This window comes from Galenea microaerophila (genome assembly GCF_054657255.1).
Genome location: NZ_BAAHWZ010000002.1, coordinates 486,775 through 512,727 on the forward strand (window position 1 = coordinate 486,775; position 25,953 = coordinate 512,727).

The 25,953-nt window shown below is 47.9% G+C and carries 28 protein-coding genes; 5 read left to right on the plus strand and 23 right to left on the minus strand.

What is annotated here, in order from left to right; translation table 11 throughout:
• Nucleotides 1-2: 2 nt before the first annotated feature.
• The 3 genes from ACYQ05_RS07650 to lptM are packed head-to-tail and all read right to left on the minus strand — an operon-like array spanning nt 3 to nt 2,611.
• A complete protein-coding gene (locus ACYQ05_RS07650; protein ID WP_459819878.1) occupies nt 3-1,154 on the minus strand; it encodes a hypothetical protein in 1,152 nt (383 codons plus the stop codon).
• On the minus strand, nt 1,154-2,419 hold the full coding sequence (gene lysA, locus ACYQ05_RS07655) for a diaminopimelate decarboxylase (protein WP_459819879.1): 1,266 nt from the start codon (nt 2,417-2,419) through the stop codon (nt 1,154-1,156). The genes ACYQ05_RS07650 and lysA overlap by 1 nt, the downstream gene beginning before the upstream one ends.
• 18 nt (nt 2,420-2,437) lie before the next feature.
• Nucleotides 2,438-2,611: an LPS translocon maturation chaperone LptM gene (gene lptM / locus ACYQ05_RS07660; RefSeq protein WP_459819881.1), complete on the minus strand. Its 174-nt coding sequence runs from the start codon at nt 2,609-2,611 to the stop codon at nt 2,438-2,440.
• A 156-nt stretch (nt 2,612-2,767) separates the two neighbouring features.
• Here lptM and ACYQ05_RS07665 point away from each other — a divergent pair, with 156 nt between their 5' ends.
• Together ACYQ05_RS07665 and ACYQ05_RS07670 are read left to right on the plus strand one after the other, a co-directional pair.
• The gene (locus tag ACYQ05_RS07665) at nt 2,768-3,427 is read left to right on the plus strand and encodes an alpha/beta hydrolase (RefSeq protein WP_459819883.1); all 660 of its coding nucleotides are present in this window, start codon (nt 2,768-2,770) and stop codon (nt 3,425-3,427) included.
• Complete coding sequence (locus tag ACYQ05_RS07670; protein ID WP_459819885.1) at nt 3,420-4,376, plus strand: PilZ domain-containing protein; 957 nt, start codon at nt 3,420-3,422, stop codon at nt 4,374-4,376. Before ACYQ05_RS07665 ends, ACYQ05_RS07670 begins: the two co-directional genes overlap by 8 nt.
• A 121-nt stretch (nt 4,377-4,497) precedes the next feature.
• Here the strand turns inward: ACYQ05_RS07670 and ACYQ05_RS07675 are convergent, their stop codons facing one another.
• The 8 genes from ACYQ05_RS07675 to proC all read right to left on the minus strand — a co-directional run bounded on the left by ACYQ05_RS07675 (nt 4,498) and on the right by proC (nt 10,998).
• A complete protein-coding gene (locus ACYQ05_RS07675; RefSeq protein WP_459819887.1) occupies nt 4,498-4,767 on the minus strand; it encodes a FeoC-like transcriptional regulator in 270 nt (89 codons plus the stop codon).
• Nucleotides 4,748-7,096, minus strand: a complete 2,349-nt coding sequence (gene feoB, locus ACYQ05_RS07680) for a Fe(2+) transporter permease subunit FeoB (RefSeq protein WP_459819889.1) — start codon at nt 7,094-7,096, stop codon at nt 4,748-4,750. Before feoB ends, ACYQ05_RS07675 begins: the two co-directional genes overlap by 20 nt.
• Nucleotides 7,093-7,317 carry a FeoA family protein gene (locus ACYQ05_RS07685; RefSeq protein WP_459819891.1) on the minus strand — a complete coding sequence of 75 codons (225 nt, stop codon included), beginning with the start codon at nt 7,315-7,317 and terminating at the stop codon, nt 7,093-7,095. Before ACYQ05_RS07685 ends, feoB begins: the two co-directional genes overlap by 4 nt.
• A gap of 161 nt (nt 7,318-7,478) precedes the next feature.
• Nucleotides 7,479-8,096 carry a methionine biosynthesis protein MetW gene (gene metW, locus ACYQ05_RS07690; protein WP_459819893.1) on the minus strand — a complete coding sequence of 206 codons (618 nt, stop codon included), beginning with the start codon at nt 8,094-8,096 and terminating at the stop codon, nt 7,479-7,481.
• Nucleotides 8,093-9,256 (minus strand): homoserine O-succinyltransferase MetX, encoded by a 1,164-nt coding sequence (gene metX, locus ACYQ05_RS07695; protein WP_459819895.1) that lies wholly within the window; start codon nt 9,254-9,256, stop codon nt 8,093-8,095. Before metX ends, metW begins: the two co-directional genes overlap by 4 nt.
• Nucleotides 9,257-9,266: 10 nt before the next feature.
• Nucleotides 9,267-9,569 (minus strand): DUF167 family protein YggU, encoded by a 303-nt coding sequence (gene yggU / locus ACYQ05_RS07700; protein ID WP_459819897.1) that lies wholly within the window; start codon nt 9,567-9,569, stop codon nt 9,267-9,269.
• The gene (locus ACYQ05_RS07705; protein WP_459819899.1) at nt 9,566-10,138 is read right to left on the minus strand and encodes a YggT family protein; all 573 of its coding nucleotides are present in this window, start codon (nt 10,136-10,138) and stop codon (nt 9,566-9,568) included. Before ACYQ05_RS07705 ends, yggU begins: the two co-directional genes overlap by 4 nt.
• Nucleotides 10,135-10,998 (minus strand): pyrroline-5-carboxylate reductase, encoded by an 864-nt coding sequence (gene proC / locus ACYQ05_RS07710; protein WP_459819901.1) that lies wholly within the window; start codon nt 10,996-10,998, stop codon nt 10,135-10,137. The genes ACYQ05_RS07705 and proC overlap by 4 nt, the downstream gene beginning before the upstream one ends.
• A gap of 180 nt (nt 10,999-11,178) precedes the next feature.
• Here proC and ACYQ05_RS07715 point away from each other — a divergent pair, with 180 nt between their 5' ends.
• Nucleotides 11,179-12,168, plus strand: coding sequence for a hypothetical protein (locus ACYQ05_RS07715; RefSeq protein WP_459819903.1), 990 nt, complete (start codon nt 11,179-11,181; stop codon nt 12,166-12,168).
• 143 nt (nt 12,169-12,311) lie between these two features.
• On the opposite strand, the gene ACYQ05_RS07720 is transcribed toward ACYQ05_RS07715, so the two are convergent.
• The 12 genes from ACYQ05_RS07720 to metK all read right to left on the minus strand — a co-directional run bounded on the left by ACYQ05_RS07720 (nt 12,312) and on the right by metK (nt 23,296).
• Entirely contained in the window at nt 12,312-13,022 is a 711-nt protein-coding gene (locus ACYQ05_RS07720) for a YggS family pyridoxal phosphate-dependent enzyme (protein ID WP_459819905.1), read from the minus strand.
• A complete protein-coding gene (locus ACYQ05_RS07725) occupies nt 13,015-13,755 on the minus strand; it encodes a hypothetical protein (RefSeq protein ID WP_459819907.1) in 741 nt (246 codons plus the stop codon). The genes ACYQ05_RS07720 and ACYQ05_RS07725 overlap by 8 nt, the downstream gene beginning before the upstream one ends.
• Complete coding sequence (locus ACYQ05_RS07730; protein WP_459819908.1) at nt 13,752-15,038, minus strand: dihydroorotase; 1,287 nt, start codon at nt 15,036-15,038, stop codon at nt 13,752-13,754. Before ACYQ05_RS07730 ends, ACYQ05_RS07725 begins: the two co-directional genes overlap by 4 nt.
• Complete coding sequence (locus ACYQ05_RS07735; protein WP_459819910.1) at nt 15,035-16,030, minus strand: aspartate carbamoyltransferase catalytic subunit; 996 nt, start codon at nt 16,028-16,030, stop codon at nt 15,035-15,037. The genes ACYQ05_RS07730 and ACYQ05_RS07735 overlap by 4 nt, the downstream gene beginning before the upstream one ends.
• Nucleotides 16,027-16,482, minus strand: coding sequence for a Holliday junction resolvase RuvX (ruvX, locus tag ACYQ05_RS07740; RefSeq protein ID WP_459819911.1), 456 nt, complete (start codon nt 16,480-16,482; stop codon nt 16,027-16,029). Before ruvX ends, ACYQ05_RS07735 begins: the two co-directional genes overlap by 4 nt.
• On the minus strand, nt 16,475-17,062 hold the full coding sequence (locus ACYQ05_RS07745; protein WP_459819913.1) for a YqgE/AlgH family protein: 588 nt from the start codon (nt 17,060-17,062) through the stop codon (nt 16,475-16,477). The genes ruvX and ACYQ05_RS07745 overlap by 8 nt, the downstream gene beginning before the upstream one ends.
• A gap of 50 nt (nt 17,063-17,112) precedes the next feature.
• Nucleotides 17,113-18,183, minus strand: a complete 1,071-nt coding sequence (locus tag ACYQ05_RS07750) for an FAD:protein FMN transferase (protein WP_459819915.1) — start codon at nt 18,181-18,183, stop codon at nt 17,113-17,115.
• Entirely contained in the window at nt 18,180-19,142 is a 963-nt protein-coding gene (gene gshB / locus ACYQ05_RS07755) for a glutathione synthase (RefSeq protein WP_459819916.1), read from the minus strand. Before gshB ends, ACYQ05_RS07750 begins: the two co-directional genes overlap by 4 nt.
• Complete coding sequence (gshA, locus tag ACYQ05_RS07760; RefSeq protein WP_459819918.1) at nt 19,139-20,446, minus strand: glutamate--cysteine ligase; 1,308 nt, start codon at nt 20,444-20,446, stop codon at nt 19,139-19,141. Before gshA ends, gshB begins: the two co-directional genes overlap by 4 nt.
• A gap of 67 nt (nt 20,447-20,513) precedes the next feature.
• Nucleotides 20,514-21,248, minus strand: a complete 735-nt coding sequence (locus ACYQ05_RS07765) for a 16S rRNA (uracil(1498)-N(3))-methyltransferase (protein ID WP_459819919.1) — start codon at nt 21,246-21,248, stop codon at nt 20,514-20,516.
• 3 nt (nt 21,249-21,251) lie between these two features.
• On the minus strand, nt 21,252-22,127 hold the full coding sequence (metF, locus tag ACYQ05_RS07770; protein ID WP_459819921.1) for a methylenetetrahydrofolate reductase [NAD(P)H]: 876 nt from the start codon (nt 22,125-22,127) through the stop codon (nt 21,252-21,254).
• An 11-nt stretch (nt 22,128-22,138) separates the two neighbouring features.
• Nucleotides 22,139-23,296, minus strand: coding sequence for a methionine adenosyltransferase (gene metK / locus ACYQ05_RS07775; RefSeq protein ID WP_459819922.1), 1,158 nt, complete (start codon nt 23,294-23,296; stop codon nt 22,139-22,141).
• Nucleotides 23,297-23,530: 234 nt separating this feature from the next.
• On the opposite strand from metK, the gene ACYQ05_RS07780 reads away from it, so the two are divergent.
• Nucleotides 23,531-25,342 carry a GGDEF domain-containing protein gene (locus ACYQ05_RS07780; RefSeq protein WP_459819923.1) on the plus strand — a complete coding sequence of 604 codons (1,812 nt, stop codon included), beginning with the start codon at nt 23,531-23,533 and terminating at the stop codon, nt 25,340-25,342.
• Nucleotides 25,343-25,406: 64 nt separating this feature from the next.
• Nucleotides 25,407-25,925: a 5-(carboxyamino)imidazole ribonucleotide mutase gene (gene purE / locus ACYQ05_RS07785; RefSeq protein ID WP_459819925.1), complete on the plus strand. Its 519-nt coding sequence runs from the start codon at nt 25,407-25,409 to the stop codon at nt 25,923-25,925.
• The last annotated feature ends 28 nt before the right edge of the window (nt 25,926-25,953 follow it).

Sequence of the window (25,953 nt, forward strand, 5' to 3'; positions counted from 1 at the left end):
CTTTAAAGCGTCTCTAACCACAGTAAAATTTGGCTAAGCAGCTGCGCGTTCGGGAGTTGGTTTTGATTCACGCGGGCTTTTTTCAATTGCCAGCGGTTATTAGCCATATGGATGCATACGCCAATGAGGATGGAATCGCCCTCTTCATTGAGCATTTGCCAAGTGTAAAGGCAGTCTGTTGGTGTAATTTCCGCAAACCAAGCGTGCTGTTGCAGTTGGCTCAGTTGCGCAATTTGCTCAGATTGACTGAGCTGTTGAGGCTGTTGTGTAATCGCTAAAGCGTGCAGTTGGGCATCTTGTATGACTTGTGCTATCCAGCTTTGATAAAGCGTTTCTACATCCGTCAAATAACGACATTGGCCAATCATCTGTTCTGCTTCGGAATACTGACAAAACTCTGCCAGTTGAAACGCATCTTCTAGCAGTGCAATCATACTTTGGCACTGCATGGGGCGACAAGGCAGCTGAGCCAGGGTTTGCTGGAGCCGACTGCCAATCAGTTCCGGAAATCGTGCCGCTAAAGAGAGCGCCATGGAGTTAATGCGTGGCAGTTGCTGCAATTTCTGTAAACGGTTCTGATCGAGTAGACAGGTTTCAATGCTTTCTGCCACCTCTTGATTGACAAAACGCAGGCGTAATTTTTTGAGCAATCGTAAAGTCTCTTTCTGCTCCGGCCAGCCGAGTTTACCCAGCCAATAGGTCTGTTTTTGACCTAAAAGTTGGCGAATAGCCTCTTCAGTGAGTGGGCTTTTGACCAATCGCCAGACCAGCACGGGTGCGAGGTCAAGTAGCTCTAACAGTTGAGGATATTTGGCCACCGCATGCAGCATTTTGAGTTGATGAGAAGGAAACAGCGCACAACTTTGCTGAACCCAGGTAGGGATCGCTTTGCGCCACTGTTGCAAGGCAGCATGAGCTGGCCACTCAAAAATGCGCCAGTGCACAGGATAATGAGGAATAGTCTCGCGTCCCAGCATCATATTGTCCCAAGCGGGCACTTGCAAGGCGCCGATTTCAGGTTCGACCTTGCGCGCATCCACCCAAAGACTGCCATCCATCTCATCAAACAGGCAGTGGCGTGCCAGCAATCGCTGTTTGGGTGAGAGGGCAGGGCGTTGAATCAGCGATTTTTGTGCGGGGGGGTTGGATTGCATCAGCTTGGAATCAGTTTTTCAGAGCCAAACAGATCTTGCCAAGTCTCGCGAGGACGAATTTCATGAACTTGGTCACCCTCCACTAACACCTCTGCTACACGGGGGCGGGTATTGTAATTGGAGCTCATGGTAAAGCCGTAAGCGCCTGCCGAGAGCACGGCGAGCAGATCCCCTTCATTTAAATTAAGGCGACGATTTTTGCCTAAAAAATCACCCGTTTCACAAACTGGCCCCACCAGATCCCAAGAGAGTTCAAATCCAGATTGATGCGGTGAAACCGGCACAATGTCTTGATGACTCTGATAAAGGGCTGGGCGAATTAGATCGTTCATTGCCGCATCGATAATGGCAAAGTTTTTGTGCTCAGTGATTTTTAAAAATTCCACTTGAGTGATCAACATGCCGCCATTGCCGGCAATGGCGCGACCGGGTTCAATTAAAATCTCTACCCCCTCGTCGGCCACAGTTTTGACCAGTGTTTGCACATACTCTGGAATGCTGGGGGGCTGCTCATCGGTGTATTGAATACCTAAGCCACCGCCCAAATCCAAATGGTGAATCTCTATGCTTTGTTGTTGTAGGGTCTCTTTTAAATGCAGTACTCTTTGAATGGCGTCGACAAATGGATGGGTATCGATAAGTTGAGAACCAATATGGCAATCAATCCCCAAAATTTGAATATTGGGCATTTGCGCGGCTTGGGCATAGAGTTCAGGCGCGGTATGAATTGCTACACCAAACTTGTTGTCCTTCAAGCCGGTGGAGATATATGGGTGGGTTTTGGCATCCACATCTGGATTGACGCGAATGGAAATGGGCGCAATGGCATCCATTTCGGCAGCCACTTGTTGGATCCGATCCAGTTCAGCATGGGATTCAATATTAAAACACTTAATGCCCACTTCCAGTGCGCGACGGATTTCTGCAGGCTTTTTCGCCACCCCTGAGAAAACCACCTTTTTCGGATCGCCGCCAGCTGCCAACACCCGCTCCAATTCACCTTGAGAGACAATATCAAATCCAGCGCCTTGCTTGGCCAGCAGATTTAAAATGGCAATATTCGAGTTGGCTTTAACCGCATAGCAGACCAGGTGTGGTTGCTCACCAAAAGCTTGGTCAAACGCTTGCCAGCGCTGTTCAAAATGTTGACGGCTATAGGCATAAAGTGGTGTGCCAAACTGCTGGGCTAAATCTTTCACCGCAACCTGCTCAATATGCAGCGTTCCATTTTGATAAGTGAATTGAGGAGAGTGGGTATTAAACATTCTATGGGTGTCCAATTATTATAGTTTTTGAGGTTTTTTCGGGGCATGCTTAGGATCATCTGGCAGATACAAAGGTCCCTTTTTACCGCAGCTGCTTAAGCTTAAAACAGAGAAGGCCATTAGGCTGATAAGACTCAAAAAAATAAGGCTGCGCTTGAATCTCTTTCGCTGTTTCGGTTGTTGCTGTGCCATCTGTCTAAATGCCCGTCGTTAAAATGAACATTTTATCAGTTATGCGCGCGTTGTGCGATTGCTGATTCATGCGCAATCAATCCCTATAAGCTCACAGTTGTCGTGATGGCATCTGTTAAAATACATTAATTACCAAAATCCGTATTTCACTTTATTATGAATCCAATCATCATTGAACCTAAAAGTGGCATGGCTGAGGCGTGTGTCATTTGGTTGCATGGATTAGGGGCGGATGGCAATGATTTTGCTTCCCTCTATCCACAGCTAAAGCTTCCCGCAGACCATCGTATCCGTTTTGTTTTTCCGACAGCGCCGATTGGACCTGTGACGGTAAATGGCGGCATGCCGATGCGCCGTTGGTATGATATCCGCAGTCTGGATCTATTGCATGATGTGGATGCCGCGGGGATTCGTGTCAGTTGTTACCGGGTGTTTGGGTGGATTCAGGATCAAATCGACCAAGGCATTGCACCGGAAAAGATTGTATTAGCTGGCTTTTCACAAGGCGGGGTGATTGCACTGCATACCGCTTTAAGCTATGAATATCGTTTGGCGGGGGTGATGGCATTATCGACCTATTTTCCACTCCCCCAACAGTTTTTTCAGCATAGAGGATTGCCCATTTTTATGGCATATGGATTGAGTGACAAGATTTTGCCGTTGAGTGTTGTTGAGCAAAGCCGAGAGGCATTGGTTAAAAAGGGGTACGATGTGGAATGGCACACTTACCCTATGGAGCACACGGTTTGTCCACAAGAGATTGAGGATATTTCTCGCTGGTTACAGCACGTTCTGAAAGGAGAAGTGGGTGGCTAATGTAAGACGGTTTTTTCGTTATGATGTGGAGATTCCCATCTATTTACAAACCGATGAAGGGCTTGAACGCACGCTTGAGCAGTTGCGTAAAGAGATTGTTTCTCCGAGAGAGGCAGCGAGAATTGAAGCCATTGATTCGGAAGTCAAGGCTTTGTTGCAAAAGCTTTTGCAGGGCCAGTCACAGACCTTGAATGTGTTTTATATGTTTGAAAAGCGATTGGAGTTGATCCAGTGGTTTATCGAGCACTATTTAAATTTATCCGATCCTTCTCAAGCCCCAGATTATAAGTATCGATTGCGCATCGATAAAAGGCATCGGCCGCCTACGGCAGTAAAAAGTAATAAACTTTTACCGCTGATGCAAGATTTTTATATTCAAATGGATGAACTGATTCAGGAGCTGATTCAGGTAGCTGAAACCAGCATTGATGGGCGTTTATTTATCTTCCAACCTACGCATCGTCGCCATTTTGATTTTCGGCAATTTGTAAAAAACTTGGATCAAGTCGCAGCAAAAGGCATTCTACCTGCACAAATTTTATTGTTGTTAATCGAGAAATATAATTTATTGGTGGATATGCTGAATCGTTTGAAAGATAAATTTCAGATGATTTCAAACAGCAAAAATTGGCCGGTACTGACGGTGAATTTAAGTGCAGGTGGCTGTGCTTTTAAAACCAATGAACTGTATGAGAAATTTACCCGTTTTAATGTGTTTATGCAGCTGGATGAAGATTTAGTCGTGCCCAAAGGGCGAATGGTGATGGTCAGAAAAATTGATGCGCCTGATTATAAATATATTGTGGGCATTGAATTTGAATTTATTCCAGTAGAAACCCAACAAATCATTACCCGTTTTATTCAGTTACATGAATTAAGAGATGCGATGGCCGTTTATCCAACGGTTAAGGATCAGGCCTTAAGATCGACCGAATCGCTTGAAATGTAAGTACCTGAAGAGTGGTCATAAGCGCTTTTATTTGTTTGAGTGAAGTTGGCATTCAAGTTAATAAGAGGATAGGACGGTTAAAGAGATAAGAAATGCTTTAACCGTTCAATGATGTAAAAGATTAAGATTGAATTTGAAAAGGCAAGGGTTTGACTTTTCTGGGTATCCATTGAAAACGCGGACTGCCGCCTCCGGCTTGGGTGCATCCTCCACAGCTGCCAGTTTGACAGCTGCTTTCCGTTTGCGGCAAGGGGAGTACATACCCTTGTTGCACCAGACGCTCTAACATCGCTTCCGCCCCAGGCTCGGTCAGATCAAAATGATTGATAATATCCTCTAAACTGACCTGACCCTGTTCTTGAATGTAATGTTTAATTTCTCTTAAGATCATTGTACTGTCTGCCAATGCGTTTGAGAACGTTATAGAGGGTGAGGTAGACCCCTGTAAAAAATAGCAACCAGAGCGCGGAACTTTCAGGGTGACGCGACCAAGTGGCGACTTGGTAGAAAGTGACCGCGACACTGTAGCCTAAAAAGAGACTCCAGCTCCCACTTGTTAACGCCCAGCGCCAGCCCAACTCTTGTTTAATGGCACCAAAGGTGGCGACGCAAGGGAAATAGAGGAGTACAAAGAGCAGGTAGGCATAAGCACCGATTTGACCATCAAAATGGTTGACCATTTTGTTCAGAGTACTGGTAGACACCCCTTGCTCTTCCGCGGCTGCCTGCTGATTGGAGACAGCGGCTAAACCTCCCAGTCCGAGCGGATCTATAATGCCCCGCCAAAGTGCGTGAAAGTTATCCGGAATGGTTCCCAGAGCGGTCATTAGCTGCTCTCCGAGAGAATAAGATTCATCTTGCTCAGATTGTTGTGATTGGGATTTTTGATCCATATTTTGATAGAGGGCATCTAATGAGCCCACGACCACTTCTTTGGCCAGGAAACCGGTAATTAAACCAACGGTGGCAGGCCAGTTGTCTTCGGTGACGCCTAAGGGCTCAACCACCGGCGTTGCGCTTTTCGCCATCGTACTTAAGACAGAAGTGGGTTGGTCTTGGTGACCCCAAGTGCCATCAGTGCCAAGGCTATTTAAAAAGTTTAGAATCAGAACGATAATCACAATAATTTTACCCGCATCGAGAATAAAGCCTTTCAGTTTATTACGGGTATTGAGTAGGACATTGATCACTGCAGGTTTGTGGTAAACCGGCAGTTCCATGAGCAGAGGTGGCGCTTCACCAGGTAGGAGTGTTTTCTTTAATAAGAGCGCCGTGAGAACCGCTGCAACAATCCCTAATAGGTAAAGCGAAAAGACCAGTAAAGCCGCATGGTTGGCAAAAAAGGCTGCAGCAAACAGAATATAGACCGTCAAACGCGCACTGCAAGACATAAAAGGCGTCATCATAATGGTCATAATGCGGTCACGATGGTTGGGAAGGGTACGTGTCGCCAGTACCGCGGGCACATTACATCCAAAGCCAACCACCAGCGGGATAAATGCTTGTCCAGATAGACCCAGTTTACGTAAGGAGCGGTCCATAATTAAGGCAGCGCGTTGCATATAGCCAGTCTCTTCTAAAATAGACAAGAGGAGAAAAAGTGCGCCAATCACGGGGATAAAGGTGGCGACGACCTGTATCCCGGAACCGATACCGCCAGGTAGCAACGCAATGAGCCAGCTGGGCGCCCCGATCTCTTGTAGCCAATGCGTCGGTGTATCGACAAATAGCGCTTGGGCGCTTTGATCAAAGAAATCCAAAAAGAGATTGCCGATGCTAATAGAAAGGGCAAAGAGTAGATACATAATGGTGAGGAAAATAGGCACGCCCAGTTTGGGGTGTAGCGCCCAACGATCTAATATTTCCGTCGTATTCCGCGTAAATTTATTTAAAAATCGCTGGCTGGCATGGCTCGCTTCATGGGCGAACTGAAAATAGAGATCGGCGACTAATAAAGCGATTTCTTCCTGATAATGGGCTTCTAGCTGTTTTTTTTCCGCTTCTATTAGAGAGCGGATTTCCACAGGCGCTTCTTCAGGGTGCATCAGCAATTGGAGTATTTTCCAGCAGCTGACATTATTTTGTTCAGGGATTAATTTTTTGATTTTGTGGACACTTTCATGCAAAGCGTCAGGGAGTTCAAAATGGAGTGAACATTGCTTATTTAGATATTTGGGGATCGCTTCCTTGAGCGCTTTAATCCCTTTATTGTAATAGGCTGAGATGGGGATGACTGGGCAGCCCAACTTTTCAGCCAGCTTTTGTTCATCAATGACGATATTGCGTTCTTTAAGCAGATCCATGCGGTTAAGCACCACAATCATCGGCAAACCCATATGGAGCAACTGTGCAGTAAGGTAAAGCTGCCGTTCTAAACTGGTGGCATCCACAATATTCAGAACTAAATCAACCGGTTGGCAAGAAAGAAAGTCTCGTGCCACCTTTTCATCTAAACCGGCGTGAGAAGAGGCTTCAAGGGAGTAAACCCCTGGGAGGTCGATTAAGCTGAAATCTTTGTCCCCGATTTTAAAATGCCCGACTTTTTTTTCTACGGTCACACCAGGCCAGTTACCTGTGGATTGCTGAGCACCGGTTAAGCGGTTGAATAGGGTCGTTTTGCCACAATTTGGGCTGCCAATGAGGGCAATTTGATAGGTCTTATGATGTTTGTGGGGCGCCTGATTCAGTTGTTGATTGATTTTGGGGCTAGGAATGGTCATAGGGGTTCTCCAATCTCAATATTTTGCGCTAGGGATTTATCAATGGCAAAACGAGAACCATCTACACAGACGACAATGGCCTGATCGCGAACCATTACCACTTTAATGTGGCTATGGGTGTGAAAGCCCAAATTGACCAAGCGAAGCTTGGTCTCTAAATCTCCCTTTAGGGCGGTAATTTCACAGTGTTGTTCAGCTTGACACTCGTCAAGAGTATGCATAACTCACTCCTTTACAAATGATAATTATTATCGATAAGCGCAGTTTAACATTGAGGAAATAATTTTGCAAATAAGAATTGTTTTTATTTGTAAGTGAGGGGGTTGAATAAAATTTGAGCCCGTGATGAGCCCCCGCAAGGATCTCGTGCAGAGGCCTCTTTTTAAGTTTTATCTATTTTACGCTGCACGCGATAAAGGGCGATTTCGCCAAACCAGTTGGGCAGCAGTTGCATGGCAAGGGTGGAGCGATGCTCATGATTCACCACCGTACGCGCCATCACTTCAATGCCCTTGGCTTCGCAGAGTTCTTCGAAATCTTTGAAGGTGCAGAGGTGAATATTGGGGGTGTCATACCAGTGATAAGGGAGATTTTCATTTTGGGGCATGCGGCCGGTAAACATCAGTTGGGCACGGTTTTTCCAGTGACCAAAATTGGGGAAGGTGATAATGCTCTGTTTGCCGACATCCAGCATCTCATCCAGCAAAATATCTGGACGATCCACCACCTGCAGGGCTTGGGTCATAATCACAAAATCAAAAGAGTCTTCATCAAAATAGTGGCAGATGTCTTGGCTATTGAGATCGCTTTGAATCACATTCAACCCTTTTTGCATGGCAGCGATATTTTTATCTGGATCCACTTCCATACCGTAGCCGGTAATCTGGTGTTGTTGTTTGAGATAGGCTAACAGCGTGCCATCCCCACACCCCAAATCTAAAACGCGACTATGAGGGGTAATCCAGTCGGCAATGAGTTTAAATTCTGGAGAAACGTTCATGATCGCGCCTCCTCTGCATGGTTGGCCGTTTGTTTGACACGATCCATATAAGCTCGAAACGCGCCTTCATAATGGGCATTGGGCAGTAAAAAGGCATCATGACCATGTTGAGATTGGATTTCAGCATAGCTGACCGGCGCGTCATTATCGAGTAGCGCTTTGACAATTTCTCGAGAGCGTTCAGGTGAGAAGCGCCAGTCGGTGGTGAAAGAGGCGACCCAAAACTGAGCAGATGCCTCTGCCAGTGCTTTGCTCAAATCATGGTCAAAATCAGCGGCGGGGTCGAAATAGTCAAGCGCTTTAGTCATCAGTAGGTAAGTATTGGCGTCAAACTTCAGTTTGGTGGCAAACTTCTCACCTTGATAGCGCAAGTAGCTTTCTACCTGAAACTCTACATCAAAGTGGTATTTCAATTCGCCCTCACGCAATTCACGCCCAAATTTGCTGCCCATCATATCATCGGAGAGATAGGTTAAATGGCCGAGCATGCGTGCCAGTGCCAAGCCGCGTTTTGGCAGGGTGCCCATTTCAAGATAGCGACCATTATGGAATTCGGGATCGGTCATAATGGCGCGGCGAGCCACTTCGTTAAAGGCGATATTTTGCGCTGAAAGTTTGGGGGCGGCCGCGATGACCACAGAGTGTGCCAGTTTATCAGGATATTGAATCGCCCACTGCAATGCCTGCATGCCCCCCATGGAGCCACCCACCACGGCCGCCCACTGTTCAATGCCTAAATGTTCACGCAATACATTCTGACTGTTGACCCAGTCGGGAATGGTGACAATGGGAAAATCTGGGCCATAGTAGCGTCCCGTTTCTGGGTTGATGGAGGCCGGACCAGTGGAACCATGGCAGCCACCTAAGTTATTGGAGCAGACGACAAAAAAATGATTGGTATCGATTGGTTTCCCTGGTCCAACATAGTTTTCCCACCAACCAGGCGTTTTTTCCCCAGGATAGTAGCCAGCCACATGGTGACTGCCACTGAGTGCGTGGCAGATTAGAATGGCATTGCTGCGACTTTGATTGAGTTCGCCATAGGTTTCATAGACAAGATCATATTGTGGCAAAATGGCTCCGGACGCCATTTTTAAAGGCGTTTCAACATGGAGTGTTTGCGGTTCAACTAAGCCGACAGAATTTTGTTTTTCACTCATAGACGCTATTTTACTCAAAATGACCTTGCAGTGCTTGTTCAATCAAGGCAGGCATCTGTTTAGGAGCCTGAATATGAACTTTTTTATGACGACTGAGCTCACCTGACAGAATCTCAATATGACTTTTACTGGTTTTAAACTGTTTACTTAAAAATTTGATTAAATGTGCATTGGCCTTGCCGTCGATAGGGGGGGCGGTAATGGCGACTTTTAACTCTCCATCGTGCCAGCCTTGAATCTGATCCCGGCTCGCTTTGGGTTGTAGATAGATGGTAAAGATCAGATCCTCCCCTTGTTGCATGACCGGTGTCATTGACCGACGAACCCTTGTGCAATCGCGACAATGGGACGAAGTAATACAATCTGGGTCAGCTGAATTAGTACCAGTACCGCCAACGGAGAGAGGTCAATTCCGCCAATGGGGGGAATGAAACGTTGAAAGGGGCGAAGAATGGGGGAGACCATCTGATCAAAAATAACAGTATTCGGATTGTAGCCAGGACTGACCCAGCTTAAGATCACTTGAATGATAATTAACCAGAAAACCAAATCTAAAATCTGATTTGCAATTTCGCTAAAACTTACCAGTAAAATGGTGATGAGACCAAAATCGCGCCCTGTGAGAAGGCCAATCAAGCCAACAAAAGCCACTTCGACAATAAAGGCCGCGAGCAAGGCTGACCAGTCCCATCGACCCATATTTTTAAAGAGTGCATTTAAAGGGCGGCAGATCGGATTGGTCACTTTGGCAATAAATTCCACCACAGGATGGCGCCAGTCCACATGGGTGGCGCGCATTAAAAAGCGCAAAATCAGGACAAAAGTGACCAATCCAACTAAAAACTGCAGTAAAAACAATCCGCCATTCGCAACCGGGCTCATTTCTCTACTCCTTTTTTATCTTGTAAGGCATTAAGGGGATTACCCAGCTCTTCAGCCAGGCTTAAAGAACGCTGATAGGCGGCCTGCATTGCCTGTTCAACCAGGGAACGGCAGCCTTTTTCTTCAAATACTTTTAAAGCTTGCTCTGTCGTGCCTCCCGGAGAGGTGACCTTGCGACGCAAGGTGGCGCAGTCATCGGTGCTTTCAATTGCCATTTTTGCCGCGCCCAATGCGGTTTGAAGCGTTAGCAGATGCGCTGTTTGCGGCTCGAGTCCCAAATCCACACCGGCTTGTTCCATGGCTTCCATAAAAAGAAAATAGTAGGCAGGCCCGCTGCCTGAAAGCGCGGTGACAGCGTCAATTTGCTGTTCGGTTTTCACCCAAACCACTAGGCCTGTGCTGCGTAAAATATTTTCAGCTTGCGTGCGTTGCGCTTCGGAGACCTGTTCATTTGCAAACAGGGCGGTTGCGCCGCTGCGAATCAACGCTGGCGTATTGGGCATGGCGCGCACCAATGAAACTTTGCCACCTAACCATTGGCTCAAGTCTTGCGTGCGAATGCCCGCCGCAACAGAGATTACTAAAGGGTGTCGGGTTTGAACGGTGTCCGCCAACTCTTGACACACTTGGGCGATCTGCTGCGGTTTGACACAGAGAATAATGACATCCGCTTCTTGCGCTGCCTGAACATTATCGCTCTCGCAATTGACCCCCATAGTTTGTGAAAATTGTTGGCAGTGCGCTGCATTGGGATCGGTGGCGCATAGGTTTTCTCGTGGATAACCATCTGCAATTAATCCACCTATAATGCTTCTTGCCATATTGCCGGCACCAATAAAACAGAGTTTGATTTGATTCATAGAAGCGTTCCTTATTAGGCGATAGGATAGTAAGATCATTATAAACTTTTTCTTATTGAGCTTGGTTTGTATTGTTGATTTCCATCGAATACGATTTAAGTTTTTGAAAAGATAGCCGATTAAGTGATTGAACGCACAAGGGATAACATTTAAAAATCAGCGTTCAGTAGGAGAAGAGAGATGAGCCAGACAATTTCGCCTTTACAGGCCAGTATTACAAAATTAACGGGAGGGAATCAATCCGCCCAAAATCCAAAAAATGCATTAGATGAATTGCTACACTCAAAGCAAGAGGCAGGCAAGTCTGTGCCACCACCACCACCACCAAGGAATGATGAATTAACCGCCTTTCATCCTTCAGCGCGTGGATTGGAAGCGGCTGCAGCCAGTGAAAAGTATCAGCAGGCTTATGGCTATAGTCAAACAATGAATTTGACCCTAAAAACCAAAGAGGGGGATATCGTACAGGTTGACTTTCGTCAGCTCTATGCAGAATATCAAGCCTATCAGCATGAACAAGCGGCAGCTCAAGGCCCTAAAGGCGCACGCTATTTTGAATCGACAGAAGCGATGGAGTCGACCGCATTTGAAGAGCGTTTTGGCTTTTCGGTGAAAGGAGATTTGAATCAAGATGAGCTGAAAGCCATTTATGATGTGTTTGATCAGGTGGATGCATTGGCCAATCAATTTTTTGAGGGCGATATCGAGGAAGCTTTTAAACAAGCACAACAGATGAATATTGATTTTGGGCAGTTGAGCAATGTGTCGCTGGATCTGCAAAAAACTGAGGTGCGCAGTCAAACTTACCAAAGAGCCGCAGCCTATCAACAGGTGCAGCAAGCCACACAACCAGAGCCCGGTAAACCTGAGACGCCACCAGGCAGTCCAGCACAATTGCCCCCTTACTTACAGCAAATGCAGCAAGTGGTGGGTACGTTGGATACACAGTTTGACGAAGCGCGGCAAAAAGCGGATGAGCTGTTTGCGAAGGTGGCGTCACAACGCGATCCTGAGCAGAAGCCGTTCTCTGCTTGGTACGACAAGGTCAAAAGTCTGCACGACCAACTGGCAGAGATGGCAAAACTGGACAAGATTACGCTTAAGCCCAGTGGTGTAGAAATTCCTAAAGAAAGCATTGAGTCTGCCGAAAAAGAGCGTACAGAGGGATAGACACCTCGACCTTGCAGATGGAGGCAAAAGAAGGCAATTTGCATTCATGTCGCAAAAAGGAGAACAGCCGATACACAGTTGTATATCGGCTTTTTTATCGCTAGGAAACGGCGTAGAGCGCCTGTATTTGTCGAACGGAAGGCTTAATCTCGTTTACCAAAAATATCGGTGCCAATGCGCACCAGCGTTGCCCCTTCCAGGATAGCGGCTTCGAGATCGGCGGACATGCCCATTGAGAGGGTATCCAGATTCTGTGTTGGCAACGCAGCTTGCAGTTGCGTTAATAAGGTTTTCATGGCTTTGAAAGGGCGTCTTTGTGCTTCAAGTGTCTCGGCTTTTTGCGGAATGCACATGAGACCTCGCAGTTGTAGATTGGGCAACTGAATCATCTGTTGTGTCAAAGGCAGCACCTCTTCTGGCAGGACGCCCGATTTACTGGGTTCTTGGCTAATATTGACTTCAATCAGCACCTGTAAAGGCGGAAATTCTGCAGGCCGTTGTTCACTTAAACGACGGGCGATTTTAAAGCGGTCAATACTGTGCACCCACTGGAAGTATTGCGCGAGATATTTGGTCTTATTGGATTGAATGGGACCAATAAAGTGCCACTCTAAGTGCGGAAACTGTCTCTGGGTCGCTTCAATCTTTTCTACGGCTTCCTGTACATAATTTTCTCCAAAAGCGGTCTGTCCATTTTCTGCCAAAGCTTCCACCATCCATGCCGGCTTGGTTTTGCTGACCGCAAGGAGTTTGACTTCACCTTGTCGATGAGCCGCTTCTTCCGCTTTGGCAATACGTTGCAGAACGGTTTGATAGTTTTGCAGGAGTTGTGTTTTGTCGATGAAATTAGTCATTTTTCTTATCCATATTGAGCCACACCCAGCGTTGTTGCCAGTGTTCTAGTTCTTGTTGTTGCCAGGCAGCCATTAATGCTTCTATGGTACCGTCATAGCAGCCGGGCTGAAATGTTGGGTTGCAGAGCCGATTGGCAATTTGCCAATCTTCCAGCAACTGCATCATGCCAATCGCTTCCGGCGCAATCTGTGCCAATTCTTCAAACAGCATTAAAGCCGGTTTGGGTTGAAAAGGAAATTGACCTTGAGCATCGGCTTCTAATAATACAGCGATCTCAGGTTGCTGCTCGGGGGGGAGCTGTCGCAGCTGTTGAATGAGATGTAAAGCGGTGGCGATCTGCTGCCCTTTGGCGGTGATCAGCAGTGTGCGACCGTTCATGGGCGCAAGCCATTGTTGTAAATGCGTCTGTAATGCCTCGCGTTCTAAAAAACAATGGAAAAATCCGGTGGTCTGCGCCTGCCAAAGGCAGTGCAAATCTAATGGCAGGGTTAAGATTTGCGGCTGCATCAGTTTTTGTGGACTCAAAAATTGCAATTTTTTGCCAGAATCCCCAGTCCTGCACTCGGTTTCTTGTAGCATTAAGGTGGCATTAAAGCCCGGTTGATCCGCATTTTTCAGGTGTAGGGCAAATTGAATGGGCAGCTGCTGAGGATGGTCATCAGTGCGTTGCCAAGTTTGCAGCCAGTAGCCATTCGCTTGCGGTTGCTGGTCTTGAAATTCTAGCTGAATCATGGGTTGGAATGACGATAAACTGGGCGTCCTTGGAAGTAGGTGGCTTCGATCACGCCGTTAAACTCCCAACCAGCAAAGGGAGAGTTATTGCCCGCACTGACCATCTGCTGAGGATCCAAAGTCCAATGTGCTTCGGGATTAATGATGCAAAAGTCAGCTGAATGCCCTGCCGTCAGGGTGCCGCTGTCGATTTGCAGAATATTGGCCGGATGGGCGGTGACAGCAGCAATGGCTTGCATGAGCGACAATTGATTCATTTCCACCAGTTTTAGCATTAGTGCCAACAGGGTTTCAAAGCCACTGATGCCAGGCTGGCTTTCCGCAAAAGGCAGCAGTTTATCATCTGGGTGCAGTGGCGTATGGTCACTGACCACTGCATCAATAATGCCCGACTGCACACCATAGCGGAGGGCTGCCATATCTTTTTGACTGCGTAAAGGGGGCGAGACATGGAAGAGGCTGTTAAAGTCCATCGTATCGTATTCGGTCAAGTGGAGTTGATGCACCGCCACATCACAGGTGACCGGCAGACCGCGTTTTTTGGCTTCAGCAATCATAGAGACTGAGCGCGCAGTGGAGAGTTGAGAGAAGTGGGCACGCACGCCGCTCTCTTCCACTAAAATCAGATCGCGAGCCAGGGCGATGGTTTCCGCAGAAGCCGGAATCTCTTCTAACCCTAAACGAGAGCTAATGGCGCCAGCATGCGCGACACCGTTGTTTTTCATCTGCTGATTTTCACTGCGTATCATCACCAATATGTCGAAAGAGGCGGCATAGTCGAGCGCGTTGCGTAAAACCAGTGGGTTTTGAATGGGGTCATTGGCCTGTGAGACGGCAATGCAGCCTTCTTGCTTGAGCGCATAGAGGTTGGCCAGCAGTTCGCCTTTCAATTCTTGGGTCATGGCACCGATGGGGAGCACAAAGGCCGTGGCCGCTTGTCGCGCTCGACGCTGAATTAACTCTATGACGGCTTGCGTATCGGCCACAGGTTGAGTATCCGGTGGGCAGCAGATGGTGGTAATGCCGCCAGCCGCTGCAGCTCGGGTTTCTGTGGCAATGCTGCCGGCATAGCGGCTGCCTGGTTCGCCGAGGCGACCTTGTAGATCCACCAGACCGGGAATGAGCCATTTTCCGCTGCCATCGATAATTTGACTCGGATTAAAATCCGCTGGCGGGGTTTTGCCAATGGAGAGAAAGCGGCCACGGTGAATATAAAGGTTGCTGATTTCATCGATTTGATTGGCGGGATCAATAATGCGAATATTTTCAATCACCAAACTCATACCCAGACTCCTTTTTCTGTTTCGGCCGCATTTTGCATAATAATGCTCATAATCGCCATGCGTACGGCAATACCGTTATGAACTTGATCCAGAATCACAGACTGTGGGCCATCCGCAACGGCAGAATCAATCTCCACCCCTCGATTAATGGGACCTGGGTGCATCACAATCGCATCCGGCTTGGCAAGTGCCAGCCGCTCTGGGGTCATACCGTACAGTTTAAAAAATTCTTTGGTGCTGGGGAGTAGGGCGCCTTTCATGCGCTCGTTTTGCAGGCGCACCATAATCACCACATCGACATCTTCTAGCCCCGCTTCTATATCGTGAAAAACATGCACCCCTAAGGCTTCAGGGCAGGGGGGCAACAGTGTCTTGGGCGCGATAACGCGAATTTCGCGCGCTTCTAAAATGCTCAAGGCCTGAATTTGAGAGCGCACAACACGCGAGTGCAGAATATCGCCGACAATCGCTACCTTGAGATCAAAAATCTCCCCTTTATGCTTGCGAATGGTGAACATATCGAGCAGTGCTTGACTTGGGTGGGCATGGCGTCCATCACCACCGTTAATCACATGCACATGAGGCGCCACATGTTGAGCAAAAAATTGCGCCGCACCACTTTCGCTGTGACGAATAACAAACATATCGGCCTGCATCGCTTGTAGATTCCATAAGGTGTCGAGCAGAGATTCCCCTTTTTTGGTGGCAGAGGTCTCAATGTCCAGGCTCATCACATCTGCAGAGAGCTTTTTCTCCGCAATTTCAAAGGTGGTGCGGGTGCGGGTGCTGGGCTCAAAAAATAGATTCATAATGGTTTTGCCTTCCAGCAGAGGCACTTTGTTAATTTCGCCCGTCAGTGGATCAAAAAAAGTTTCAGCGGTGTCGAGAATTTCCAGCAGATGCGGTTGTTTTAAGCCTTCCAAAGTTAAAAAATGACGCAGTCTACCATGTTCGTCGAGTTGTAGATTGGGGGTGGAGAGACGGGCACTCATAGGGGGGTCCTCTGTTGCGTGTTTCTTTGTTGCAGCCAATTTTCTAAAATAATTTGTGCAGCGTGATCATCCAGGGGTTGATGCGCCGCGACCTGACCTTTCATCCGATTTTCAGCTTCAATGGAGCTGAGTTGTTCGTCGATAAAAAATACCGGACGCTGATAGCGACCGCTTAAGCGTTGACCAAATTTTCGCGCCGATTGGGTTAAGGGTTGCTCTTCACCATTCAGGCGTTTGGGCAAGCCCACCACAATAGCGGTGGGTTGCCACTCGGCAAACAGTTGGCTGATGTGCGTCCAATCCGGTTTGCCATCCTGGCTGGCAACAATCGCTAAGGGCGATGCGGTTTCGGTGATGGTCTGCCCAATGGCGACACCAATGCGTTTCAATCCAAAATCAAAGCCAATCACCGTTCCGTTGACTTCTGCCGGTGAGTGCGCAAATTTAGGCATGCCCTGCTTCCATGCTTAAAAATTCAGGCGTGACGCCCAAGGTGGAGAGGGCGACTTGCCATTTTCGCTCTGCCGGTACCTCAAACAGCAGGGCTTCATTATAAGGCAAGGTGAGCCAGCTATTGCTTTGCAGTTCGGCGTTTAATTGGTTCGGTTTCCAGCCGGAATAGCCCAGCGCCACAATAAAATCTTGTGGCCCCTGACCTTCAGCCAGCCCTTTGAGTAGGTCTTCCGATACCGTCATTGCCAAACGGTCAGAGAGGGTCATACTGCTTTGCCAATCATCAATGGGACGATGCAGGACAAAGCCGCGTTCAACATCCACCGGTCCGCCAGCAAAAACGGGATCTGCTAAATAGTCATACTGACCTTTGATCTCATATTTAAAGTGAGACAGTAGGGTTTCAATATTCATGGTGGGCATCGGTTGCGTTAAATTGATGCCCATCGTGCCGGTTTCATTGTCTTCGACAATGTAGATCACGGCTTTCTCAAAATAGCCGCCATCCAAGCTCGGCATGGCGACTAAAAAGTGATGGTCTAAACTGTGTAGTTGCTTTACATGGGATTGATTGGTCATAGGCTTAATTATAACTAAATCCCATAGGGGAAGGTCGGCAAATTAAGGGGTTAATGGCTCGGCTTAAACCGCTGTTGCATGCGGTCTGTGAAGTAGCATCTGCCTTGGTTGTCAATCAGGAGCGCTTGGGTAATGCCCATCTGTTGCGCAACCGTTTGCCAATGTTTGGGGCCGGCGACAATGAGGGCAGTGGCGGCAGCATCGGCAGTGGTGGCATCGGGGTGAATGACGGTGACGGAGATAAAATGCTGCCCTTCATGATCAATAGGGTAGCCGGTTTTTGGATTCAGCAGATGGCTGTAGCGGTTGCCGTGCCAGCGATAGTAGCGCTGATAGGTGCCAGAGGTGACAATGCTTTCATCCCCTTGAAGCGCTAGCACGCCGATGGGTGCTCCTTGGGGGTTTTGCGGATCTTGAATACCAATGCGCCAGGGTTGGCCGTTAGGTTTGTGGCCATGAATACGCATGTCCCCACCGATATTGACCACGGCATTTTCAATGCCCGCTTTTTGCAGGGTCTGCATCGCCATATCCAACGCTAACCCTTTGGCATTCCCCCCAAAGTCGAGGGAGACTTGTGGGTTGTGGGAGATAAGGGTATTGCCATGAAAGGTGATCGCATGAATAGAAGGGTGGGCATTGAGATAGGCTTGAATCGCTTTGGCGCTAGGGGGTGGTCCGTGCCAAGTATTGGCATGAAAGCCCCATAGGGCAATGAGACCGCCAATGCCGGGGTCAAAATAACCTTGACTGCGGTGACTGAGTTGTTGTGACTTGAGAATAAAGTTTTTGACCGTGAGGGGCACCTGAATCGACTTTTGCTCGGCAATCGCCTGATTAATGCGTGCAACAATCCCCCCTTTTTCCCAAGCGTGCCAGTCGCGATTAAATTGCTGAAACCGCTGTTCCACTTGGTGAATGGCTCGGTTCGCTTGTTGAGGATTTTGTGCATAGAGTTCAATATTGACGACGGTACCAAACACATAGAAGGTTTGGCGAATGGGTTGCGGAGGACTGCTCGGCCATTGACAACTGCTGACCAGTAGAGTCAATCCGAAAATCAGCAGGATAAAACGCCCAAAATGGGTTAGGAGTTTGCGGTCAAACTTTGTGGGGCTCACAATAGACGTTCTAAATGGTCAAACAGTTGTCCGGCAATATTGAGGTCAAACTGACGGTCCAGCTCGCGAATACAGGTGGGGCTGGTGACATTGATTTCGGTGATGTAATCGCCAATGACATCTAGGCCGACAAAGTGAAGCTCTTTGGCCTTTAAGGTGGGGGCAATCTGTTGGCAGAGCCAATAGTCGCGTTCGCTAAGCGGTTGACCAATGCCGGTGCCCCCCGCAGCCAGATTGCCACGCGTTTCGCCTTCTGCAGGGATGCGGGCCAATGCATAGGGAACCGGTTCGCCGCCGATGAGCAGAATGCGTTTATCGCCATCCTTAATTTCAGGGAGATAGCTCTGTGCCATAATGTGATGGCGACCAAAATCGGTCATGGTTTCAATAATCACATGGGTATTGGGATCGCCTTTTTTCACGCGAAAAATAGAGCTGCCCCCCATTGCATCCAGTGGTTTTAAAATGGTGTCGAGATGGTCATTGATAAACTGGTGTATGCGTTCAGGCTGAGCCGAGACCAGTGTTGGAGGGATGCAATCGGGAAACCATTGTGCAAATAGCTTTTCATTGCAGTCACGCAGACTTTGCGGTTTATTGATCACGAGCACGCCCGCTTTTTCCGCAATTTCCAACAGTTGGGTGCTATAAAGATAGTCATTATTAAAGGGGGGATCTTGGCGTATGAGGATCATATCCAGTTCGCAGAGCGGCAGGTCAAAAGTGCCGCCAAAGCCATAATATTGCGCTTCACTATGAGGGTCGGGTCGATCCCATACCTTGAGTTCACTCTGCTGCCCCCACGCTTCTCCATTTTTAAGAAAAAGATCTTGCGGCGTCATATACCAGAGATCATGCCCGCGTTTTTGTGCTTCGAGCAACATGGCAAAGGTGCTGTCTTTATGGGGTTTGATGGACGCAATGGGGTCCATTACTACGCCAACTTTAAGGGGTCTCATGAGGTAGCTTGCTCCTGCTTTTGTTTGGCTTCGGCAATTTCACGTGCGGCGGCCAGTAGTGCTAAACGCGCGACGACACCATAAGCATAAAAGCGGTTGGGGGAAGCGTCCGGTGTCTGCTGACTATCTGGCGTGACGCCCGCACTTTCAAAAGAGATGGGCAGAAAGTGCATTCCAGGAGAGTTCAGGTTATCGGTCGTGGTTTTTCCAGTGTGGACGCGATAGAAGCCCCCAATCACATGATTGTGAATCATATAGACGACAGGTTCTGCCACGGCGCCATCAATGTTTTCATAGGTGTAAACGCCTTCTTGCACCAGCATTTGATCGACCGACAACCCCTCTTTGACAGAGGTCATCTTATTACGCTGTTTGCGATTGAGGTTGAGTACATCTTCTGCATTTTTAACCGACATAATGGACATGCCATAGGTGCCACTGTCAGATTTAACAATGACAAAAGGTTTGCAGGAGATGTGGTGTTTTTCATACTGCCGTTGTGTCTCTTCCAGGACGCTGTTGACCGCACCGGCTAAACATTCCAATCCAATACGTTCTTTAAAATTAATGGGGCCACACGCCACGGATTTTGGGGTGATCATCCAAGGGTCAATGTCGATGAGCTCGGCGAACGCTTGTGCCACCGTTTCATAGTGACGGAAATGGTCCGTTTTATAGCGATTGACCCAGCCTAAATCGAGCGGCGGTAGCAGCGTTTGTTCGATATTTTCCAAAATTTCCGGTCGGCCACTTGAAAGGTCATTGTTTAGCAGAACTGCACAGGGAAAAAAGTCATCGACACCGACTTGATTACCCTTTCTTTTAAGGGGTTTTAAGACCAGTTGATTGCCAGAGGGCAGGTCAATGGTGGTGGGTTCGGTGATGTCTGGATTGAGAGAGCCGATCTGCACTTCATAACCGGCATTCTCCAGAATGTCCCGTAAAACAGAGACATTTTCCAGATAAAACAGATTGCGTGTATGATTTTCCGGAATAATCAGCACCCCATCCGCAATGGGACACGCCGCTTGTACCGCTTGTTGCGCGGCTTGAATCGCTAAAGGGCGTAAATCGGGATGAAGATTGTTAAAGCCTGCGGGAAAGAGATTGGTATCCACTGGCGCCAGTTTATACCCTGCATTGCGCAAATCCACCGAGCAGTAAAAAGGGGGGGGTGTTAATTGGAACTGTTTGCGAAACCAAGCCTCAATCTGTTTGCTGTGGCTAATCGCATGTTGCTCCAGCTCTTGAAGTGGGCCTGTGAGCGCGGTTTGTAAATGGGGAACTTGATTGGTTGAGGGCATAGACGTTTCTTTTTGTTTAATGAATACATTGTACCTAAAACAGGCTGGGTCACAATATAGAAAGGGGTTAAAAATCCCCCCACCGAGCTTGCAGGGCGGCTAAAATCCCCAGTCCTGCCGTTTCAGTGCGCAGGATTCTCGGCCCCAGTCGTGTGGGGGTTAAGCCTTTGGCTTGCGCTTGTTGAATCTCTTCCTCTGTGAGCCCGCCTTCGGGGCCAATAAAAAGATGAATGGGGTGTGTGGCTAAATGGTCAGGTAAGGTTTTGAAAGTGTGGGCTGCTTTCGGGTCTAGGATTAAACCCTGCAGTGGGCCTGTTTGAGAGTGATAGGCTTGCCAGCTCATCGGCGAGTAAAGCTTAGGCAAGCGATTGCGTCCACACTGTTCGCAGGCGGACTGAATGACGCCTTGCCAGTGCTGTAGGCGTTTTTCTAGCTTGTCGTCTGAGAGTTTGACATCGCAACGCTGAGTGAATAAAGGTTGAATTTCGGTCACGCCAAGTTCGACCGATTTTTGTAGCGTGAAATCCATGCGATCCCCTTTGGAAATCCCTTGTAAGAGGATAGTGTGGAGGGGCGATTCGCGATCAACGTTTTCGAGGGCTTCAATATAGACATCCGCGGAACGTCGACCGGTTACCCTCAAAGTGCCGATAGCTTGATGCCCCTCACCGTCAAACAGTTCAACGGGATGTTCATTTTTGAGACGCAGTACATTGAGCGCATAGTGGGTTTGCGCTTTATCCAAGCTGATCACCTCTCCTGCTTGGAGGGGTTTCGGCAAGAAAAACCGAGTTCGTCGCATGGTTTAATCCTTGAATGTAAGCGCTTGGGCGATCTCTAAAGTGGGGTGCACTTGGTTCATGCTGTAAAAATGCAAGCCAGGTGCGCCCGCATCGAGCAGCCGCTGCGAAAGTTCGGTAATAAACGTTTGACCAAACGCCCGTAAACTTTCGACATCGTTCTCAAAACTTTCCAGTCGGCATTTAAGCCAGCGGGGCACTTCTGCGCCACACATGGATGAGAAACGAATCAGCTGTTCATAATTGGTAATCGGCATAATGCCGGGCACAATGGGGAGATCAATCCCAGCCTTTTCACAGCTGTCAATAAAGTAGAAATAGCTGTCTGCATTAAAAAAGTACTGGGTAATCGCCTCATCTGCACCGGCATCGACCTTGGTTTTAAAATGTCGAATCCCTTCATCGCAGTTACGCGCTTGCGGATGAGTTTCTGGATAGGCGGCCACTTCAATTTTAAAGGTATCGCCGGTGGTTTCACGAATAAAACGCACTAAGTCAGAGGCGTATTTAAACTCCCCCGGATCCATCATCCCTGAGGGCATGTCTCCGCGCAAGGCCACAATGCGTTGAATTCCCAAGGTTTGATAGGTTTCGAGCAGTTGGGCAATACTCTCTTTAGTGGCGCCAATGCAGGTGAGATGCGGCGTGGCTTCAAAAGGGGTCTCTTTCTGAATAAAAGTGACGGTTTCTACCGTGCGCTCTTGGGTGGTCCCCCCTGCACCATAGGTGACAGAAATATATTCAGGGTGAATCGCTCCGAGCGCCTTTATGGTTTGCTTAAGCTTTTCCATCCCCTCATCTGTGCGCGGTGGAAACACCTCTAAACTTAAAGATTGCGGATACTTTTGTTGCGATTTTAAATGCGGATTTAAGCAACTCATGGTAGCTCCTTTTAGAGCCCCGCGTCTTGACGCAAGGCTTCTGCTTTATCGGTTTTTTCCCAGGTGAAATCGGGCAGCTCGCGTCCAAAATGACCATAAGCCGCGGTTTTTTGATAGATGGGGCGATAGAGATCGAGCATGCTAATCAACCCTTTGGGGCGCAAATCAAAGTATTCTCGTACCAGCTGTTCAATGGTTTGCACGGCAATTTTTTCGGTGCCAAAAGTCTCGATGCTGATCGAGGTGGGCTCTGCGACGCCAATGGCATAAGAAATCTGAATCTCGCAACGGTCCGCCAAGCCTGCGGCCACAATGTTTTTCGCTACATAACGACCCGCATAGGCGGCAGAACGATCTACTTTCGAAGGGTCTTTCCCCGAGAAAGCACCCCCACCATGTCGAGCCATCCCCCCATAGGTGTCGACAATGATTTTTCGACCTGTAAGCCCTGCATCACCAACAGGTCCTCCAATCACAAAGCGACCGGTGGGGTTAATGTGGTACTTTGTACCGGCATGTAACCACTGTTGAGGCAGGATGGGTAGAATGATCTCTTCCATCACCGCTTCTTTTAGATCTTTTTGGCTGATGTCTGGGTCATGTTGCGTGGAGAGGACCACTGCATCAATGGCGACGGGTTGACCATTTTCATAACGTAAGCTGATTTGACTTTTGGCATCGGGGCGCAACCAAGGCAGACGCTTGGATTTGCGCAGCTCAGCTTGGCGTTCCATTAAGCGGTGTGCATAAAAGATAGGCGCCGGCATGAGTACATCGGTTTCATTGGTTGCATAACCAAACATTAAGCCTTGATCACCAGCGCCCTGCTCATGTTCAATGGTTTCATCCACGCCTTGAGCAATTTCAGGTGATTGTTTCCCAATCGCGGTTAAGACCGCACAAGTATCGGCATCAAAACCAAGCTCCCCTCGGTCATAGCCAATGTCGCGCACCACATTGCGCACCAGCTCCTCTTGGTCCACCCAAGCTTCGGTGGTGATTTCACCGCCAATTAGCACCATGCCGGTTTTGACAAAGGTTTCGCAGGCCACACGCGCACGTGGATCTTGCGCCAAGATGGCATCGAGCATGGCGTCTGAAATTTGGTCAGCAATTTTATCGGGATGGCCTTCAGAGACCGATTCGGAAGTAAAAACAGTGGTTGTCATGGAAGTTGTCCTCACATTTGTTAAATGAGGTACGGAGCTCGGCAGGAACCTCGCTTTAGCCGTACTTTTAATGCGCCCGCAAGCTGATAATCAAATCGGCGCGTAAAAGTTCATTATAACGTTCTGAGGTAAGAAGTGCAAAATGGCTGCTTTATAGGGTGATATGTCATCAAAATGTCATGGCTGTTGAGTTAAGGTGGATCATTTGCTAAAAAAGCTGTTTGGAGGGCAACGATGATTGCGTTTTGTAAGCAGGTTGGGCCTGATATTTTGAATGAACAAAAGGTCTCTCAGCTTTCTAAAACCCATTTAGGGAGAACATTCCTTAAAATTTTTTCAGAACACGCATTAAGTACGGTTTTTCAGCCAATTGTAGACTTAAAAACGCATCAAGTTTATGCAGTTGAAGCCTTAACACGTGGGCCTGAGCAATCTCCATTATATAGCCCGTTAAATTTATTTGGTGCAGCAGCGGAGTATGGTTGCTTGGATGAGATGGATTGGTTGGCGCGGCAAGTTGCGATTGCGAATTACAAAGAGCAAGCCTCCATTCATAAGAATCAAATCAAGTTGTTTTTAAATGTCACCGTTAATCTTTTACAAAAAACGACTCAATCAGGGCGCACATTGCAATGTCTAAAAGAGCTTGGGATTTCACCCGAACAGGTGGTGATTGAATTAACGGAGCTGCAGCCGGTTGAGGATTATGAGCAGTTTTTAAATTCCATTCAGCACTACCGAGAGATGGGCTTTTTAGTGGCTGTGGATGATTTGGGTAGTGGCTACAATGGCTTGCGTATCTGGTCCGAAGTGAAACCTGACTTTGTCAAAATTGATCGTCATTTTATCCAAGATGTGAACCGATACCCAGAGAAAAAGAATTTCTTAGAAGTGATGTTGACCCTGTCGCAAAAGATGGGGACGAAGGTGATTGCGGAGGGGATTGAGTCTGAAGGTGAGCTGAGGGTGATTGAGACTTTAGGTGTTGACTATGTACAGGGGTTTTTATTAGCAAAACCGCAGCCAAAGATCGTGTTTCAGCCCAAATATTTATGGAGTCGTCAAAATCACATTCATCAAGATCTGGATTATGAAGAGACGGTTGGTAGTATTGCGGCACCGGACTTAACGATTCCACCTGATTATTCCGCTGCAAAGTTAGATCGTCTGCTGTTAAAAAATAGTGAGTATGAATGGGTTGCAGTCTTAAACGCTGAGCAAAAGCCAGTGGGCATGATTTATCGGGAAGAATATATCGCCAATCTTGCCAGGCCTTATATTCGCGAGCTCTATACGCGCAAAACAGTAGCTGATGTCATGGATAAAGAGCCCTATATCTTTGATGAAAAAATGGATTTGATTGCCGTGAGTCGTTTGCTGACCAGTGATCGAACGCGTGAACGTAAGGCCTTTATCATCACTGAAGACGGGACTGGAAAGTATAAGGGGGTCGCTTCTTTTATCGATTTGCTTAAGGCAATGACGAATTTACAAATTCAAAGCGCGCAGCATGCCAATCCCTTATCAGGCTTACCTGGGAATAAGCCGATTCAAAAAACCATTAAAAAATATCTATCGGGTGATCGACCCTTTGTGGTGATTTATGTGGATGTGGATAACTTTAAACCCTTTAATGATTATTACAGCTTTGATGAAGGGGATCAGGTCATCGTAGAGATTGCTCATATTTTGACTGAAATCTCTAACCAATATCCAAGCTTTGTCGGGCACATAGGCGGGGATGACTTTGTGGTCATTATGGATGCTGAGCATGATTACGAGAGGGTGTGTGAGCTCATATTGACACAATTCCGTCAGCGGGTGGTTCGGTTTTATTCGCAAGAAGATCAAAAACGCGGGGGGATAGAGGGGCTGAATCGACAGGGCGAAAAAACGTTTTTTCCCTTAATGAGTTTGTCTTTAGGGGTGCTGAAGGTGCATCCTGAACATGTGGATCACCCCCAAAAATTGGCTTCTGAAGCGACTAAGGCGAAAAAAACAGCTAAAAATCAAGGTGGAAATACCTATTTTGTGAGAGAGATTTAAACGGTTACTTGGTTTCTGAGTTTATATCCTCTATAATAAACGGTTTTTTTAAAGAGACCTTGAAATGACTGCAAAAGCCGGAGCAACGAATCAGTATAAGCCTTTAGTCGGTGTAATTATGGGTTCAAAATCGGATTGGCCAACCATGCAACATGCGGTAGAGATGTTGGAAAAACTGGGGGTACCGCATGAAGTGAAGGTGGTCTCTGCGCATCGCACGCCAGATCTGATGTTTGAGTATGCAGATTCAGCTGAAGCACGAGGGTTAGAGGTGATTATTGCGGGTGCAGGGGGCGCTGCGCACCTGCCTGGTATGGTCGCAGCGAAAACCGTCGTGCCCGTTTTGGGGGTGCCGGTGCAATCACGTGCTTTGAGTGGTCAGGATTCATTGCTTTCCATCGTACAGATGCCTGGTGGCGTGCCGGTGGGCACCTTGGCCATTGGCGAGGCGGGAGCGAAAAATGCCGGCATTTTAGCCGCCCAAATCGTCGGCAACAGTCGCCCAGACATTCGGCAAGCGATTAAACAGTTCCGCCAGCAGCAGACCGAAGCGGTGTTGGCAGGAAGTGATCCGCGTCAATAAGGTTTTAAACGCCAGCGATTGCTGGCGT

Excerpts from the sequence above, each read along its gene's own strand:
- ACYQ05_RS07650 (WP_459819878.1), bottom strand. The coding sequence starts at position 1,154 with ATGCAATCCAACCCCCCCGCACAAAAATCGCTGATTCAACGCCCTGCC.
- lysA (WP_459819879.1), bottom strand. The coding sequence starts at position 2,419 with ATGTTTAATACCCACTCTCCTCAATTCACTTATCAAAATGGAACGCTG.
- lptM (WP_459819881.1), bottom strand. The coding sequence starts at position 2,611 with ATGGCACAGCAACAACCGAAACAGCGAAAGAGATTCAAGCGCAGCCTT.
- ACYQ05_RS07665 (WP_459819883.1), top strand. The coding sequence starts at position 2,768 with ATGAATCCAATCATCATTGAACCTAAAAGTGGCATGGCTGAGGCGTGT.
- ACYQ05_RS07675 (WP_459819887.1), bottom strand. The coding sequence starts at position 4,767 with ATGATCTTAAGAGAAATTAAACATTACATTCAAGAACAGGGTCAGGTC.
- feoB (WP_459819889.1), bottom strand. The coding sequence starts at position 7,096 with ATGACCATTCCTAGCCCCAAAATCAATCAACAACTGAATCAGGCGCCC.
- ACYQ05_RS07685 (WP_459819891.1), bottom strand. The coding sequence starts at position 7,317 with ATGCATACTCTTGACGAGTGTCAAGCTGAACAACACTGTGAAATTACC.
- metW (WP_459819893.1), bottom strand. The coding sequence starts at position 8,096 with ATGAACGTTTCTCCAGAATTTAAACTCATTGCCGACTGGATTACCCCT.
- metX (WP_459819895.1), bottom strand. The coding sequence starts at position 9,256 with ATGAGTGAAAAACAAAATTCTGTCGGCTTAGTTGAACCGCAAACACTC.
- yggU (WP_459819897.1), bottom strand. The coding sequence starts at position 9,569 with ATGACACCGGTCATGCAACAAGGGGAGGATCTGATCTTTACCATCTAT.
- ACYQ05_RS07705 (WP_459819899.1), bottom strand. The coding sequence starts at position 10,138 with ATGAGCCCGGTTGCGAATGGCGGATTGTTTTTACTGCAGTTTTTAGTT.
- proC (WP_459819901.1), bottom strand. The coding sequence starts at position 10,998 with ATGAATCAAATCAAACTCTGTTTTATTGGTGCCGGCAATATGGCAAGA.
- ACYQ05_RS07715 (WP_459819903.1), top strand. The coding sequence starts at position 11,179 with ATGAGCCAGACAATTTCGCCTTTACAGGCCAGTATTACAAAATTAACG.
- ACYQ05_RS07720 (WP_459819905.1), bottom strand. The coding sequence starts at position 13,022 with ATGACTAATTTCATCGACAAAACACAACTCCTGCAAAACTATCAAACC.
- ACYQ05_RS07725 (WP_459819907.1), bottom strand. The coding sequence starts at position 13,755 with ATGATTCAGCTAGAATTTCAAGACCAGCAACCGCAAGCGAATGGCTAC.
- ACYQ05_RS07730 (WP_459819908.1), bottom strand. The coding sequence starts at position 15,038 with ATGAGTTTGGTGATTGAAAATATTCGCATTATTGATCCCGCCAATCAA.
- ACYQ05_RS07735 (WP_459819910.1), bottom strand. The coding sequence starts at position 16,030 with ATGAGTGCCCGTCTCTCCACCCCCAATCTACAACTCGACGAACATGGT.
- ruvX (WP_459819911.1), bottom strand. The coding sequence starts at position 16,482 with ATGCCTAAATTTGCGCACTCACCGGCAGAAGTCAACGGAACGGTGATT.
- ACYQ05_RS07745 (WP_459819913.1), bottom strand. The coding sequence starts at position 17,062 with ATGACCAATCAATCCCATGTAAAGCAACTACACAGTTTAGACCATCAC.
- gshB (WP_459819916.1), bottom strand. The coding sequence starts at position 19,142 with ATGAGACCCCTTAAAGTTGGCGTAGTAATGGACCCCATTGCGTCCATC.
- gshA (WP_459819918.1), bottom strand. The coding sequence starts at position 20,446 with ATGCCCTCAACCAATCAAGTTCCCCATTTACAAACCGCGCTCACAGGC.
- ACYQ05_RS07765 (WP_459819919.1), bottom strand. The coding sequence starts at position 21,248 with ATGCGACGAACTCGGTTTTTCTTGCCGAAACCCCTCCAAGCAGGAGAG.
- metF (WP_459819921.1), bottom strand. The coding sequence starts at position 22,127 with ATGAGTTGCTTAAATCCGCATTTAAAATCGCAACAAAAGTATCCGCAA.
- metK (WP_459819922.1), bottom strand. The coding sequence starts at position 23,296 with ATGACAACCACTGTTTTTACTTCCGAATCGGTCTCTGAAGGCCATCCC.
- ACYQ05_RS07780 (WP_459819923.1), top strand. The coding sequence starts at position 23,531 with ATGATTGCGTTTTGTAAGCAGGTTGGGCCTGATATTTTGAATGAACAA.
- purE (WP_459819925.1), top strand. The coding sequence starts at position 25,407 with ATGACTGCAAAAGCCGGAGCAACGAATCAGTATAAGCCTTTAGTCGGT.